Consider the following 16,799-nt stretch of genomic DNA (forward strand, 5'->3'; position numbering starts at 1 on the left):
CAAGTCCTCTTGTTTATCTTATGGGTTACTTCTGTCGGATTGCATTTTCCGATAGACCGCTTCTTTCGTGGCTTCTCGGAAAAAGCTATCCTGTCTGGTATATGCCAGATGTTCATTCTGGATATAAGCGTCTGATTCGCAATCATATTCGTAAGGGATTACCTGTGCTGTTCCCTGTTTTTCATCAATTCCATAGATAATTACTTTGGAATCTCTCAATGCCAGTCCGAGTGTCAGAAAGCCGGAAGTGAAATAATTGTTGTTGTGTGGAGCGGTTATGCTTTTCAGTGCATGAAAGAAGTCTGCTACTTCCTCAGTCTGTCCATTCTCAAAAGCCGGAATGATATGTAAGGTGTTGTTTGCCTTATCTGCATATGCCCGGCAGACCAGAACGGAAGAATCCGCTTTTTGTATGATACCGTCAAAATAATCGCCGGAGTATGCAGTTGGCTGATAGAAAATGGCGGTTTCTTTTGTTGTAAGGTTATGATAAGTCAGAAAGCCGTTTACAAGCCGGACAATTTCGATATCATCCCCGTAGGTAAATCCGTTCTGCTCTAAAAGAGAATAGAAAGTTCTGGTAAATTCTTCCGGCAGTTCAATCCCCAGTTTTTCTGTGATAAGCATATCTACATATTCTTTAAATGAACCATACAGAAGTTCATTCAGCGTCATATTGCCCAACGTGGCAATCTGCTTCAAGCGTTTCTCATTGGGAAGATTCACACCCTTTTCCCAACTGTTTACAGAGCCTTTCGGGGCATTATCTATGATTTCCCCAAACTTCTGCATACTGTAACCGTATTTCTTGCGTATCTGTAAAATTCGTTTTCCTACTGCTTCTTTATTCACAAACATATGCACACCTCGTTTCTGTTTTCATCATAACACAAGATAAGGATAAATGTAAGGGTAAAATTATAATAAGTTATAAAAAGATATAGTTAAGCGTTTGAAATACAAAAATAAAAAGTAAGGGAAAAAGTAAAATAATTGTTGACAAGAAGAAAAAACAGGTCTATGATGAGGTTAAGAGGTAAGGAGAAAAGTAATGAAATAAATATAGACGTGGATATGAAAAGGACTTGTCACACTTACCAGACACTCATTCACCATGATTTCAAAAAAGGAGAAATGTAGCATGCAGATTACATTGACAAAAGAACAGGTCAGAGAAGCGTTCGGGGAACTCCGTTACATGGGAGCAGACTACTGCTACAAGTATGATAAGGAAACCCGGAAGAAAACCGAGGAAGTGGAAGCATTGAAACTTCACCTCGGAAGCATGAAACTTGGAAACAGCGTAGATATCCGTCTGGAAGCAACAGAACTTCCAAAGGTAGAGCCTTACACAGTGGTAGAACTAGAAGAAGCGGTATATGCCCCTTATGTGCAGAGAGGAAACTTCCCGGTATTGGTGGACAGAATCTCCTGCAAGGGTATCCGTGTTGTTACCGGAAAAGGAAACGTGTAGAGACTGTTCCCGGAAATTCTCTGCGGACTGCTCCGTACAGCGTGAAAGGAGCAAAGGGAGTAGAGGAAGTTCCGGGAACGTGGCGAAAGCCACGGCATACTACGAAAGGCAGGGATGATGATAACAGAGGTAATGAAAATTTCAGAACCCCCCTATACTAACAGGGGGGTAACTCGTCAGAAAGAAGATTTGACAGCACTGATTGACTGGTGTCAGATTACTGTCAAAGGTGTAGACGTGTTCATAATCATAGAAGATATCTTGCGGATTCCACTGAGTTTTATGGAACTGCATGGTAAGGAAAAAGGAATTGCTGGACACGAACTGATAGCAAGATTTGACAATATCAAGATTCTGAAACCGACAGGAAATGCACAGTATGAGGGATTTCAGATTCTTATGAGTGGTTCGGGGTGCAGGAATTATGAAAATTTCCTTATGATGAATAAGGAAACATGGTTTGATTTTCTGGAAAGAGTTTGCAGATACCCGGTGAATTTTCCGAGGATAGACTTGGCAATCGACGATACAAAGCCTTATCTGTCTATCCCGGAATTGATTCGTCTGAAAAACGAGGGGCTGATATCTAGTCAGTTGCGTGATACAGCAGAGAATCGTTCTGATAGACTGAAAGAGGATGAAATAGAAGCGCAGGGAAAAACACTATATCTCGGCAGTAAACACAGTGATTTTCGGATTACATTCTATGAAAAGGGATATGAACAGGCAGAAAAGTTCGGAAAAGAACTCAACCCGGACTGGAACAGATATGAACTTCGATTCCGGCACAAAAAAGCGGTCAGATTAGTAGAAGAACTTCTGAAAGACAGGGATGTGGCACGGATTGCGTTGTCTGTATTAAACGAGAAAGTGCGGTTTTTACAGAAGCCGGAAAACAGCACGGTTACAAGAAAACGGCTTTATCCTACTTATCCCCCGTGGGAAGAACTCATGCAGGATGTAGGGAAGATAAAGTTGACCATGAATCCAGAGAAAAAGACACTGGAACGAACATGGCAGTGGCTGAACGTAGCAGTTTCGCCCTCTTTAAAGCTAATGGATAAAATCGGAAAACTGGATAACAGAGATTATATCCGCCAGCTAATAGAACGGGGGCAGATGAACGAAGAACAACAACGCATATATGAGGACTATAAAAAATCGTTCCTTTTGAGGGAAGAAGAAAGGAGAATCTTTGACAGAACATACACAGAACACGATACAGACAAAGAAAGCCCTTACAGTGAATGAAGCGTCAGAGTATACGGGAATTGGAAGAAATAATCTGCGAAAGCTGATTACATGGCAGAAGATTCCGGTCATAAGGATTGGAAATAAGATTCTTATACGCTCTGAGGTTTTAGACCAGTTTTTGAAGAAAAACGAAGGGCATAATCTGAAAAATAAATATGAAGTAATTGCAGTATAAACACAAATAAGCATATAATACTGTCAGACCAGTTCTGATAGTCCTTGCACGGAAAGGAGCGTGCAGATTGGGCAAGGACTTAAAAGGAAATCCATTACCGCCGGGAATTATGCAGAGAAAAAGCGGAATTTACAGAGGGCGGTTTTATTACAAAGGAGAAACGTATACAAAAGATAATGCGGACTTAAAAAAGTTAGTTCAAGAAATGGAAGATTTACGCTATGAAGTCAAGCATGGGTTGAAAGGAAAGGGCGATAATATCACTCTGGATACATGGTTTGATATCTGGCTGAATACCCATAAGAAGCGGACTATCAAGGAGAGTACACAAGTACGTTATGATGATTTTTACAGACGTTACATAAAGAAGCAGATAGGAAAACAACGTGTGGCAGATTTTAATCCGATTATTTTGGAACGTCTGCTTCAGAATATGGCAGATGATGATTACAGCACAAAGACTATACGGGATGTGTATAATATTCTCAATGCTATGTTCAAATATGCAGTGCATAACAGGATTCTTACATTCAACCCATGTGCAGGAGTGGAAGTTCCCAAAACAAAGACAAAACAGATACGGGTACTGACTGTGAAAGAACAACGGGAAGTATTGGAACACGCAAAGGAGAGAATACACGAGAATCTCATACAGGTAGCACTCGGAACGGGAATGCGTGGCGGAGAACTGCTTGGGCTTACATGGGATGATGTAGATTTTCGGAAACGGGAAATTTCTGTAAATAAAACGTTGGTGTATATCAAAGATAAGGAAACAAAGAAGTATGTATTCAAGTACCAGACACCAAAGACAAAGAACAGTATACGGACGATTCCCATGCAGGACAGTGTGTATAAGGCTTTAAAACGTCAGTGGATTCAGTTGAAAGAAATGCAGTTGTCAGCTAGTGAATGGCAACCATTAGAGGGATTTGAAAATCTTGTGTTTGTTGGAAAGAACGGAAAACCGATTACAGAACACACCTTTCAAGTGACGTTAGACTGGATAGAAAAATCTATCAATAAGGAACGAAAAAAGCAGGCAGAGAAAAACAAGACAGTGTTTATACCGATTCCGCATTTTTATCCACATGCACTTCGTCATACTTTTGCAACGCGTTGTTTTGAAGCCGGGATTGACGCAAAGGTAGTACAAGGATTCCTCGGACATTATTCCATAGCAATCACACTGGATTTGTATACGCACGTCACAGATGATAAAGCAAAATCGGAAATGGATAAATTACAGAATTTGTATAAGGAAATCATATAATCAGAACAAGAATAAGAAAGAGAATAGAAAAGGTGCAACATTTCTTTAGAAAATTATTTGACCGAGATTTGACCGAAGCGGATTTTGCAACAAGTACAGAACAGCGAAAACCCGCTAACCACAAGGGCTAACGGGCTTCGTTGTTTTATAGTTATCTAAAGGAATGAGAGTAAAGTGTACATCGGGAAGTTACGCCCGATGTCTACTTTATGAGGGGGGAGATAGTTGTTTTATCAACTATCTGAGATTATTATATCCAGAAAATGTGTCTAAAATATGTTGAATCTATAAAAGAAATCGAAAAATTATAAACAACTTAGAAACTAAAGTCCGAAAAAGAATAATATGTGGGCAAACAAAAATCCGTTAACCACTATGGCTAACGGATTTCGTGTTTTCTATTTAACTAAAAGGAATGAGAGTAAAGTTTGATATCTTGAAATCTGTCCAAGATATCTTAACTTTATGAGGGGGAGATAGTTGCTGTATCAACTATCTGAGATTATTATATCCAGAAAATATGTCTAAAATATGTTAAAACTATAAAAGAAATCGAAAAAATATTATGAAAATATGAAATTTATCTCAGTCGGAGTCCAATCTCCGACTGAGATAAACGCTCCGCGGGGATGCGCAGTGATTCTGATAGGAATATGTCAGCTCCGCTGACCAGAATCACGCGCCAAGTCTCACAGACGTTCGACTTGAAAGAAAAGCAGCAAAAATAGCATATGAATGGAACAGTGAATGGAACATTAATAAAATCATAAGATTTCCCCCAAACCTTTTTAATTTTTTCATTCTATCATGTATACTGTAAGGGAGGTGATGAAGAATGTACAACATCGTAGTATGTGATGATGATAAAGAAATCGTAGAGGCAATAGATATTTATTTGACTCAGGAAGGCTATCATATCTTGAAAGCATATGATGGCGAACAGGCATTAAAGCTGTTGGAGACAGAGGAAGTGCACTTGTTAATTTTGGATGTGATGATGCCAAAACTGGATGGAATCCGTGCAACATTAAAGATTCGTGAAAAACATAGTATTCCAATCATTATTTTATCGGCAAAATCAGAGGACGTAGATAAGATATTAGGATTAAATGTAGGTGCAGATGATTATGTGACGAAGCCGTTTAATCCGTTGGAATTAGTCGCACGTGTGAAATCACAGATTCGCAGGTATACCCAGTTTGGCGGGAATGCAAAAGAACAGAAGGATACCATTTATGAGACCGGTGGACTGCAGATGAACGATGATTTGAAACAGGTCACAGTAGATGGGGAATCTGTAAAACTGACACCGATTGAATACAATATTTTAAAATTATTAATGAAAAATCAGGGAAGAGTATTTTCAATTAACCAGATTTATGAATCAATATGGAATGAGGAGGCAATCGGAGCTGATAATACAGTGGCGGTACATATTCGTCATATCCGGGAAAAAATTGAGATCAATCCGAGAGAACCACGTTATCTAAAAGTAGTGTGGGGAGTCGGATATAAGATTGAAAAGCTGTAAATATAAAATGCAGCTTCCTAAATCAAGAGGTAAGGGTGTGATTATATGAAGAAATGGTATAAGAAACCGATTACAAAGGCGATATTGGTTTTTGTTGCGATTGTTACAGCAATATTGCTTGGAATCAGTGTTATTTTATTGGCAAGCTTGAATGGTGTAGTATATGATGCAAAGCTACGAGCAGAGAAAAAATATGAGAATGCAAATTCATTTGAGCAAACAATGTATCAGACGGCAATCTACGTGGCGGAGAGGATTCATATACAAGACGAATTCGAGACAGATGGCAAATATAATCCGGATAAGATTGTAGATATTACAGAGTATGCAAAAAGCAGAACGATATCCGGGGAGAATACTTCCGGAGTTGCATACAAGTTAGGTGAGCTGGCAGCATGGGGACAGGCAAAAGAAACGAGCAGTGAGGATGCGGATGATTATCGCATTATTGTCTGTAAGAAAAAAGATGGAAAATACTATTACTATTATTATAATGAATTCCAAAATTTGATCAATGATGCTAAACTCAAGGTTATTTTAAATGGAGCCCAGCTTCGACCGGAGGAAAATGCAGAGGAGAATAGTCAGCTGCAAACATTTTATGATAATTTGTCCTATAATTATGGCGTGGGAATGTCAAATTATTATGATACCATCCGAATTGAAGATGAAAAAGGAAATACTCTCTACACAGATTGTTGGCTATATGACGGTAACTGGGATTCTTCAATAGGAAAAGAAGAGGCTGCACCGATTGGTGCAAAAAATCTGTTAACACTCATTAATGAAAATGAAAAGTTAAATGGAAAGCTGAATAAGATATACAACGATTTGAGCAGTTCATTGGAGAATATTGCTTATGATGCAGAACAGTATGGCGAATATAAAGATTCCACAGATTTTTCGGAAGGAAATACAAATTTCAAGTATCTGCTTGTGGATCAGCAGGCGAAGAAAGTGTACACAAATAATAGTGCATGGACACAATATAGTGATGTAGATAAAAACATAGAAGAATTAAAAAAACAAGAGCATAGCAAGTATGTTGTAGTAAAGCCTAAGTTGGCAGATTTTGAATCGAACTTAAAAGATACAGATGCCAGAAAATGGAAAGAAGTCTTCCATATTTTAGAAGGAGACAATAAAGAATCCGATAATTATATTTTTGTGGCAACGGTCGATACAGATTTTCCAGTTCAGGACGTATTTTACACATATAATCAAAATTACCGGCAATATGCTCCATATATCAATATGGCAAGTGCATTTATTATAGTCGGCACAGCACTGTGTTTAATCATTATAGTCTGGCTGACAGCAGTAGCAGGGCGAAATTCAGAAGATGAAGAACTTCATTTGAATTCATTTGATTATTGGAAGAGCGAATTGGGAGCCGCACTTGTAATCGTGCCATGGATTTTTCTGACGATGTTTGTCGGAGAATGCTGGGAAGGAACCTATTACGATGCTGTGGGTTGGGGAAACACATCTCAACAGTATTATTATACATTTTCTTTGTCAGGAATGAATTATGTGCTCGTAACGATTTATATGGGACTGAGTATGGTATTGTTCCTTGCGGGATATCTTAGTCTGGTAAGAAGGATTAAGGGACGAATCCTCTGGAAAAATAGTATTTTATATTTCATTTTAAAATGGTGTATCAAAGTCTTGCGTGCAATTGTTAGGTTTTTCCGAGATTTTTGGAGAAATCGAAGTATTACCTGGCGGGCAGTTCTGGTATTTATCGGATTTGTATGTATTCACTGGCTCGGTATGAGCTCGGGTGTCGGAATGTTTATTTTCCTTATGTTCGTAGCGGAAATTGTAGGGTTATATTATATTGTGCGAAATGCAATTGCAAAGGATAAGGTACGAAAAGGAATTGAAAGAATTGCATCCGGAGATTTGGAATATCAGATACCGACAGAAAAACTAAAGGGCGAATATAAACATACTGCGGAGATGATAAATGATATAGGAAATGGATTGAATCGTGCCGTAGATGAAAAAATCAAAAGTGAAAGACTGAAGACGGATTTGATTACAAATGTGTCGCACGATATTAAAACACCTCTGACATCGATTATTAATTACGTGGATTTGTTAAAACGGGAAGACATTGATGATCCAAAGATTCAGGGATATTTGAAAGTCTTAGAGGAAAAGTCTCAGAGGTTAAAGACATTGACGGAGGATGTGGTAGAAGCATCAAAGGTGAGCAGTGGCAATATAAATCTGCAGATGATGGATGTCAATTTTGTGGAAATATTGAATCAGACAATCGGCGAAATCGAAGAGAAGATGTCGGCAAATGATTTGGAAGTGATTGCATCTGTTCCGGAATCCCCGGTTATTGTTCATGTAGATGGACGCAGGATGTGGCGCGTTTTGGAAAATATTTTCAATAATGCGGCAAAATATGCAATGTCGGGAACACGTGTATATGCCGATCTGCAAATCAAAGAAGAAGTGGCAGAATTTACATTGAAAAATATTTCTGCTCAGAAGCTGAATATTAAAGCAGAAGAGCTTACAGAACGATTTATCCGTGGAGATATTTCAAGAAGTACAGAAGGAAGCGGTCTCGGGCTTTCTATTGCAAGTACATTGACAGAGATGCAAGGTGGAACATTTGAAGTATATGTGGATGGTGATTTGTTTAAGGTGACGATCACATTACCACTTAAAGAAAGTCGATAAGAAGAAATAACAGGGAGTGGGTTTGTGACTTTTTACATTTTGTAAAAAAGCCATAAACTCACTCTCTTGTCGGTTGCCCCGAAAAAACTTCTGTGATAAAATAAATCCGATAGTAGGAAAAATTATATTCGATAGAGAATTTGATTTTACTGTTTTCAGGTACTGTGAACAGTAACAATTTAAATATAGAAAGAGTAAATATGGAAAATATAAAAAAATTGTTATGTGAAACATTAAATATAGATTTTATACAGGCTATTTTGAGTAATCCACGTACAAAAGAGGGAATTATAAAAGTAAAAGTCAGACCGGTAATGATGAAAGACCGGTTGTTTTTGCAATTAGAATCTTTTTCGAAGACACAAGCATTTCACGAAAATCTGGAGCCGGAGGCAGCAGTTGAGAGAATTGTTGATTATATGAAAGAATTTAAACAAATGCAGATGGCAACCAAAGATACAGATTATACGATACTTGTCAGTAAAAAGGGAAAGGTTACAATACAGAAAAAAGCTGTAAAAACAAGCAGAAATGTCAAAATACAGGCACATAATCGAAGCAAAAAATATATTTTACAGGAAGGTATGAAGGTACCATTTTTACAGGATCTTGGGGTTATGACACAAGATGGCAAGATTGTGAGAACACGGTTTGATAAGTTCCGGCAGATAAATCGCTTTTTGGAATTTATTGAGGATATCCTGCCACAGCTGGATAAGGATAGAGAAATCACAATTCTGGACTTTGGATGTGGGAAATCTTATTTGACATTTGCAATGTATTATTATCTGCATGAATTGAAGCAATACGATATCCGCATCATCGGATTAGACTTGAAATCAGAGGTTATCGCACATTGTAATGCATTGAGCAAGGAATACGGATATGAAAAACTGACATTTTTAGAGGGCGATATTGCAGATTATGAGGGTGTCAATGAAGTTGATATGGTCGTGACACTGCATGCATGTGACACGGCAACAGATTATGCACTGGCAAAGGCTGTTGGCTGGAATGCAAAAGTCATACTTTCAGTTCCTTGTTGTCAGCATGAATTGAACAGCCAGATTGAAAATGAGGTTCTGGCTCCGATTATGAAATACGGATTACTAAAAGAACGATTTGCAGCACTTGTGACAGATGGTCTGAGAGCAGAATATCTGGAAAGTATGGGATATGATACACAGGTTCTGGAATTTATAGATATGGAACATACACCGAAGAATATTTTACTTCGAGCGGTGAAGTCAAAGGAGAAGCATATAAAGAAAGAAAAACAATGTAAAGAACAGATTCAGGCATGCGAAGAATTTTTGCATGCGTCACCGACATTGGGGAGACTGCTTAATTAGGCAGAGATGGACAGGTGAAGCCAAATGAAAACAAAATTTAAAATATAAGGGGTCAAAACTGAATATGAAGAAAAGAAAAAATTCAAGGAAATGGATGAAAATAGGAATTCTCATCCTGATATTTTTAGCAGCAGTACTTGTGAGCAGTCTGGTCATGAATAAGGGAACCGATGACCAGACGATTAGCTTAGGGGAGCCGACATTGCCGATGGTATCGGTCATTGTAGATGACAATGAGGTAAATGCATTGCCAGGGTACACTACGGAGATGAACATAACAGCAATGCGTGATACGATCACTCCGGTGGCAGCAACAAGGACATTACAGTTGAATCTTTATGGTTATGGAGAGCAGATCCGGAAAATTTCTTACGAGGCGTATTCGCTTGACGGAAAGGACTGCTATCTGAAAGAAAATGTTGAAGAATGGAATGGTGGAAATTCGGATACGGAATCATCGCAAGTGACGTTAAACTTAAGTCGTGCAGTGGATGATTCAATTCAGGAGGCAGTTCTAAAAGTAACTTTAACGTTGGAAGATAAGGATGTTTATTATTACACAAGAATCGAGCAGAATTTCAATCGTTCAGCCAGAGAGTGTCTGAATTTTGCTAAAAGCATCCATGAGAAAACATTTGACAAACAATATGCAGAAGAACTGGAAGCTTATCTTGAGCCAAATGAAGAAAGTGATAATACAACATTGCAGACTGTGAATATTCATTCGAATATTTCACATCTACAGTGGGGAGACTTAAATCCGCAAGTGTCAACAGATGTGGACTGGAGCATCAAAGAATGTAATACAGTATATACGTCTTTATTAGCAAGATATCAGGTGACATGTACCGGAGACAGCGGCGAAGTGGAAACTTACAATGTAAAAGAGTTTTTCCGTGTGCGTTGTAATGCAGGGCAGATGTATCTGCTGGATTATTCAAGAACGATGAACCAGATATTCAACGGAAACAAGCAGGTGATAGATAAAGATGGAATTATGCTGGGCGTGACGAATTCAGATGTTGCCTATGCGACAAATAAAAAAGGAACTATTGTAGCATTTGTCCAGGAGAGAGATTTGTGGTTATATAATAAAAATACAGATGAATTATCACAAGTGTTTAGCTTTGCTAATATGGAAGGGCAGGATGAACGTTCCAGAAACGACCAGCACGCAGTACGTATCATTCAAATGGACAATAAGGGAAATATAACATTTGCCGTATATGGATATATGAATCGTGGAGAATATGAAGGACAGGTTGGTGTTGCAGTTTATTACTTTGATGATAATAAAAATGCCGTCCAGGAAAAGGCATTTATTCCGAGTACAAAGTCATTTGCAATTGCGGAAGACGAGCTTGGAAAGATGGTATATTTTAACGAAGGGCAACAGATGCTTTATGTACTCGCAGGCGGTACGCTTTATCAAGTGTCAATGGAAGATTATGAGCAGACCAAACTGGCAGAAGATCTGGACGAAGGACAGTATGTGGTATCCGAGGACGGACATTTGATCGCATATGAGAAAGATGGTTCGGTAAATACAGCTACAGAGGTAGAAGTGTTGAACCTGGCAAATGGAAAATCTTATACAGTGGAAGCAAATGAAGAAGAGGCTGTTCGTCCGCTTGGATTTGTTGCAGGTGACTTTATTGTAGGAAGAATACGTGAGTCGGATAAAGGGACCACGGTTACGGGGCAGGACATTTTGCCGATGTATCAGTTGGAAATCAGGGATTCTTCAAATCAGGTGTTGAAGACATATGCACAGGAAGGTGTATATATTTCCGATGTACTGGTAGATTCTAATATGGTAACGCTAAATCGTCTGACGAGAAATGAGAATACTTATACTACGGCAGTTCAGGATTATATTACGAGTAATGAAGAACGTAAAAAGAATAATATCACACTGGAGGTTACTTCATCGGACGTAAAAGAAAGACAGATGAGATTCACCTTTGCGGATGGAATTGAGGAAATGTCACCGAAGATATTAAGACCAAAGCAGGTTGTATCATCAAAGTCGATCACGATAGCGTTTGATGATGAGATACGTTCGGATAAATATTATGTTTATGGTATGGGCGAGCTGGTAGGAATTTATGATAAAGCCGCTTATGCAATCCAGAAAGCAGAGCAGGTTTCCGGTGTTGTGATTTCTTCGGAACAGGCTTATGTCTGGGAAAAAGGAAACCGAGATCTGGTGTACAGTACAGATGTAGGGGCATTTAAGAAAGCGGATGATCAGACTTCATTGGAGGCATGTACAAATTATATGGAGAAGTATGATGCAAAGCGAATGGATTTGACAGGGTGTTCATTAAACCAGATTCTTTACATTATCAATAAAGGAAGACCGGTTATTGCTATGACAGATGCAAGTCACGCGATTCTGCTGGTTGGATATACGACAGACGATGTCACTTATATTGATCCGGACACAGGCGAAGGCAAGACGGTAGATACTGCGACAATGGAAGCAATGGTGGCAGGAAGCGGAAATACATTTATAGGATATGTAAAATAAGAAATACGAAAGAAGATAGTTGGAGTAAATAATGTGTTGAAAGCATTGCACTTTAGAAACGAGCAGTGCTATAATACTGATATTGTGTAACTGAAGATAGAAAAAGGAGTATTTTGATATGGATTTGATAACAGTAAAAGAGTTATTTAAGAACAGAGAAGAATATCTGGATAAGAAAGTAACAGTTGGTGGATGGATCAGAAGTATCCGTGATTCTAAAACATTTGGGTTTATCGTGGTAAATGATGGTTCATATTTTGAACCACTTCAGGTTGTGTATCATGACAAGATGGAGAATTTCCAGGAAATCTCAAAACAGAATGTCGGAGCTGCAATCGTAGTGACAGGAACATTAGTTGCAACACCACAGGCAAAACAGCCATTTGAGATCCAGGCAGACGAAATCACAGTAGAGGGTGCTTCAGCACCGGATTATCCACTGCAGAAAAAGCGTCACAGCTTTGAGTATCTTAGAACTATTTCGCATCTTCGTCCGAGAACAAATACATTCCAGGCAGTATTTCGTGTACGTTCTCTGGCAGCATATGCAATTCATCAGTTCTTCCAGGAGAGAGGATTTGTATATGTGCACACTCCGTTGATCACAGGAAGTGACTGTGAAGGTGCAGGAGAGATGTTTAGAGTAACAACACTTGATATGGAAAATCTTCCAAAGAACGAAGACGGAACAGTAGATTACAGTCAGGATTTCTTTGGCAAAGAGACAAGCCTTACAGTAAGTGGTCAGCTTAACGGTGAGACTTATGCACAGGCTTTCCGTAACATTTATACATTTGGACCAACATTCAGAGCTGAGAATTCTAATACAACAAGACATGCTGCAGAGTTCTGGATGATCGAGCCAGAGATCGCATTCGCAGATTTGGAAGATGACATGGAGCTGGCAGAGGCTATGTTGAAATATGTTATCAATTATGTGATGGAACAGGCTCCGGAAGAGATGAACTTCTTCAACTCATTTGTAGATAAAGGATTGATCGAGCGTCTGAAGAACGTTGTAGAGTCTGATTTCGCAAGAGTAACATATACAGAAGCGGTAGAGATTCTTGAGAAGAATAACGATAAATTTGATTATAAAGTATCTTGGGGATGTGATCTGCAGACAGAACATGAGCGTTATCTTACAGAAGAGGTTTATAAACGTCCTGTATTTGTTACAGATTATCCAAAGGAAATCAAAGCATTTTATATGAAACTGAATGAAGATGGTAAGACTGTAGCAGCAGTAGACTGTCTTGTACCGGGAATTGGTGAGATTATCGGAGGAAGCCAGAGAGAGGATGACTATGACAAGCTCCTTGGAAGAATGAAAGAGCTTGGGCTGGAAGAAAAGGACTATCAGTTCTATTTGGATCTTAGAAAATATGGTTCTACACGTCATGCAGGATTTGGTCTTGGATTTGAGCGTTGTGTAATGTATCTGACAGGTATGTCAAACATTCGTGACGTGATTCCATTCCCAAGAACAGTAAATAACTGCGAATTATAAGGCTAAGAGGAGAACAGAAATTATATGAAGATTACGTTACCTGGCAAAGTGACAGAGATTATTGAAAATTTACAGATGCATGGATATGAGGCATATGCAGTTGGAGGATGTGTGAGAGATTCAATTCTTGCAAAAGAACCTCAGGACTGGGATATCACTACGTCTGCAAAGCCGGAAGAAATAAAAGCACTTTTTCCGAGAACAGTAGATACTGGAATTGAACATGGAACGGTAACGGTTCTTATGGGGAAAGATATGTATGAAGTGACGACATATCGAATTGACGGAGTTTATGAAGACAGCCGTCATCCAAAGGAAGTGATCTTCACAAATAAGCTGGAAGAAGATTTGCGCCGTCGTGATTTTACAATCAATGCAATGGCATATAATGACAATGTTCGTCTAGTAGATGCATTTGGAGGAATGAAGGATCTGAATTATCATTTGATCCGTTGCGTAGGTGATCCGAAGGAACGTTTTGAAGAAGATGCTCTGCGAATCCTGCGTGCAGTGAGATTTTCCGCACAGCTGGATTTTGCGATTGAAGAGCATACAGCAGATGCAATTCGTTCACAGGTGTTGTCATTGAAAAATATCAGCGCAGAAAGAATACAGGCAGAATTGATAAAGCTGCTTATGTCAGATCATCCGGAGCGTCTCAAGGATGCATATGAGTTGGGAATCACAAGAGTGATTCTTCCGGAATGGGACCGTATGGTCGGGGTGGAGCAGCACACACCGCATCATATGTATGATGTGGCAGAGCATACACTTCATGCAATCATGAATGTAAAGCAGGATAAGATACTGCGTCTGACGATGTTATTCCATGATATGGGAAAACCATTTGCAAAAACGACAGATGAAAACGGACAAGATCATTTTAAAGAGCACTCAATTGGCAGTGAGGAGAAAGCACGTTCCATTATGCAGCGCCTGAAGATGGATAATGATACGATTAAAAAAGTAACAAAACTGGTATGTTATCATGATTATCGCATCGAGGCGACAGGACCGAATGTACGACGTGCCATGAATCGTATAGGAGTAGAATTATTCCCATATTATCTGGCAGTTCGTATGGCTGATGTAAAAGCACAAAGCTCATATCAGCGACGTGCAAAGATTGAAAATATCATTGCAATGCGAGAGATTTATCAAGATACTTTGATTAAGGAGCATTGTGTGACACTCAGAGACCTTGCAGTTACGGGTAAGGATCTTATGGAGATTGGCATGAAGCCGGGAAGAGAACTTGGCAACATGTTGAATGAGCTATTGGAGTGGGTTATTGATGATCCACAATGTAATAAAAAAGAGCTGCTTTGCGAGTATGTAAAAGAAAGGCTTGGACTTTAAGAATACTTTGGCTGCCTCTTACATAGATTAAAAAGAGTTATGAATCGTGTAATGTAGGGGGCAGCAATGAGAGAAAGTGAATTAGAAATCTTAGAACAATATCCAATTGAGGCAGAAAGCACCCGTAAAATCAGGGGTGCGTTTTTTATCAACACGAAAGAGGGAACGATGCTGTTAAAAGAGACAAAAATCTCTGACAGACGTGCCCTCTTATTTTATACGCTATTATGTCAGCTTGAAGAGAGTGGCAAATATGTGGACACACCGATACTGAATTCGGAAAATAAATTGGTCAGTACCGCGAGAGATGGAAGCCGGTATCTGCTGAAAAAATGGTATGACGGGAGAGAGTGTGAGGTGCGGCGTGAAGCAGATGTGCTTATGGCAGCAGAAAATCTGGCACACTTGCACCTTGATATGAAATGGAGAGACATATGCAGTGTAGAGGAAAAACAGGAGATACGGCCGCCGGCGGGAAGACATTTGAAAGAAGAAATGATATGTCATAACCGCGAATTGAAAAAGGTGAGGGCATTTGTGCGGAAACGCGTGAATAAAGAGACATTTGAAGCAATGTATTTAAAATCCTTTGAGCAAATGTATGAGACGGGAAAAGCGGTGGAGGAGCGTCTTGCAAATTCTAAATATGATGAGCTTTATAAATCGAGTGTTGAAGAAGGTTTGTTAATCCATGGAGATTACAATTATCATAATGTGCTCTTGCTTCCTCAAAAGGTTGTGACAACCAATTTTGAACATTTTAGAAGAGACGTGCAGGTGTTGGATTTGTATTATTTTTTGCGGAAAGTTATGGAAAAATATCATTGGAGTGTTGTACTTGGAAATGAAATTTTAAGCCGGTATAACAGTGTGAGGACACTGCAGAAAGAAGAACTAGAATATATCGCGTTGAAAATAGCTTATCCGGAGAAATTTTGGAAAATCGTGAATGCTTATTATCATTCCAATAAGGCGTGGATGCCAGAGAAAAATGTCGAAAAACTTGAGCTTGCAGTAGCTCAAAATCAGGAAAAACTACGATTTTTAGAAGTGATATTTGACTTTCGGTTATAGGAGGTGGAAAAAACGGCAAAAACCACGTGTTTTCGCCGTTTTTTAAGCGTAGAATGCTTGACAAATAGTAGTGGAAATTGTATAACAGTATCTAAGGGCAAAGCCGAGAAACGGCGAAGAAGAGCCTTTACCCGGTTAGAATTAGAATTCTACTATAATAAAGAGGAGGAAATATTCATATGAACAAAACAGAATTAATCGCAGCAATCGCAGAAAGAGCAGAAATTTCTAAGAAAGATTCAGAAAAAGCAGTAAAGGCTTTTATCGATGTTGTTACTGAAGAACTGAAAAAAGAAGAGAAAGTTCAGTTAGTTGGATTTGGAACATTTGAAGTAAGCAAGAGAGCAGCAAGAACAGGTAAGAACCCACAGACAGGTGAGCCTATGACAATCAGCGCTTGCAACGCACCAAAATTCAAAGCTGGAAAAGCTCTGAAAGATGCTGTAAACTAAGACGAATAGATGAAAAGTAGGCATCGCAGGATGCCTTGTGAATAAAGGAGAAAGAGGCAGAGGGTTATATCCTCTGCCTTTCTTCTACTGAAAAAAGGATTAAAGAAAA

At 39.0% G+C, this 16,799-nt stretch carries 13 protein-coding genes; 12 read left to right on the plus strand and 1 reads right to left on the minus strand.

The genetic code is table 11. The features are described 5' to 3' along the window. Nucleotides 1–18: 18 nt before the first annotated feature. Complete coding sequence (locus tag LQE94_RS01020) at nucleotides 19–858, minus strand: helix-turn-helix domain-containing protein (protein WP_117537929.1); 840 nt, start codon at nucleotides 856–858, stop codon at nucleotides 19–21. 283 nt (nucleotides 859–1,141) lie between these two features. Between LQE94_RS01020 and LQE94_RS01025 the strand changes: the two genes are divergently transcribed. The 12 genes from LQE94_RS01025 to LQE94_RS01080 all read left to right on the plus strand — a co-directional run bounded on the left by LQE94_RS01025 (nucleotide 1,142) and on the right by LQE94_RS01080 (nucleotide 16,690). After that, nucleotides 1,142–1,474 (plus strand): hypothetical protein, encoded by a 333-nt coding sequence (locus tag LQE94_RS01025; RefSeq protein WP_009244196.1) that lies wholly within the window; start codon nucleotides 1,142–1,144, stop codon nucleotides 1,472–1,474. 114 nt (nucleotides 1,475–1,588) lie between these two features. Continuing rightward, nucleotides 1,589–2,725 carry a replication initiation factor domain-containing protein gene (locus LQE94_RS01030; RefSeq protein WP_005333721.1) on the plus strand — a complete coding sequence of 379 codons (1,137 nt, stop codon included), beginning with the start codon at nucleotides 1,589–1,591 and terminating at the stop codon, nucleotides 2,723–2,725. Next, nucleotides 2,670–2,903: a helix-turn-helix domain-containing protein gene (locus LQE94_RS01035; RefSeq protein ID WP_021865324.1), complete on the plus strand. Its 234-nt coding sequence runs from the start codon at nucleotides 2,670–2,672 to the stop codon at nucleotides 2,901–2,903. Before LQE94_RS01030 ends, LQE94_RS01035 begins: the two co-directional genes overlap by 56 nt. 67 nt (nucleotides 2,904–2,970) lie before the next feature. Then, on the plus strand, nucleotides 2,971–4,176 hold the full coding sequence (locus LQE94_RS01040; RefSeq protein ID WP_009244191.1) for a tyrosine-type recombinase/integrase: 1,206 nt from the start codon (nucleotides 2,971–2,973) through the stop codon (nucleotides 4,174–4,176). Nucleotides 4,177–5,011: 835 nt separating this feature from the next. Continuing rightward, nucleotides 5,012–5,707, plus strand: coding sequence for a response regulator transcription factor (locus tag LQE94_RS01045; RefSeq protein ID WP_118737678.1), 696 nt, complete (start codon nucleotides 5,012–5,014; stop codon nucleotides 5,705–5,707). 45 nt (nucleotides 5,708–5,752) lie between these two features. Further along, on the plus strand, nucleotides 5,753–8,410 hold the full coding sequence (locus LQE94_RS01050) for a sensor histidine kinase (protein WP_240576793.1): 2,658 nt from the start codon (nucleotides 5,753–5,755) through the stop codon (nucleotides 8,408–8,410). Between the two features lie 200 nt (nucleotides 8,411–8,610). Next, on the plus strand, nucleotides 8,611–9,762 hold the full coding sequence (locus LQE94_RS01055) for a class I SAM-dependent methyltransferase (RefSeq protein ID WP_240576794.1): 1,152 nt from the start codon (nucleotides 8,611–8,613) through the stop codon (nucleotides 9,760–9,762). Between the two features lie 64 nt (nucleotides 9,763–9,826). Beyond that, nucleotides 9,827–12,295, plus strand: coding sequence for a C39 family peptidase (locus LQE94_RS01060; RefSeq protein WP_240576795.1), 2,469 nt, complete (start codon nucleotides 9,827–9,829; stop codon nucleotides 12,293–12,295). Between the two features lie 118 nt (nucleotides 12,296–12,413). Then, nucleotides 12,414–13,805, plus strand: a complete 1,392-nt coding sequence (gene asnS / locus LQE94_RS01065) for an asparagine--tRNA ligase (RefSeq protein ID WP_118724038.1) — start codon at nucleotides 12,414–12,416, stop codon at nucleotides 13,803–13,805. 24 nt (nucleotides 13,806–13,829) lie between these two features. Beyond that, nucleotides 13,830–15,164: a CCA tRNA nucleotidyltransferase gene (locus tag LQE94_RS01070; protein ID WP_240576796.1), complete on the plus strand. Its 1,335-nt coding sequence runs from the start codon at nucleotides 13,830–13,832 to the stop codon at nucleotides 15,162–15,164. Nucleotides 15,165–15,230: 66 nt separating this feature from the next. Next, nucleotides 15,231–16,238, plus strand: coding sequence for a CotS family spore coat protein (locus LQE94_RS01075; protein ID WP_240576797.1), 1,008 nt, complete (start codon nucleotides 15,231–15,233; stop codon nucleotides 16,236–16,238). A 179-nt stretch (nucleotides 16,239–16,417) separates the two neighbouring features. Next, the gene (locus tag LQE94_RS01080) at nucleotides 16,418–16,690 is read left to right on the plus strand and encodes an HU family DNA-binding protein (RefSeq protein ID WP_022075463.1); all 273 of its coding nucleotides are present in this window, start codon (nucleotides 16,418–16,420) and stop codon (nucleotides 16,688–16,690) included. Nucleotides 16,691–16,799: the final 109 nt, after the last annotated feature.

Origin of the sequence: Mediterraneibacter sp. NSJ-151, assembly GCF_022487435.1 — a bacterium.
GTDB lineage: Bacteria > Bacillota > Clostridia > Lachnospirales > Lachnospiraceae > Schaedlerella > Schaedlerella hominis.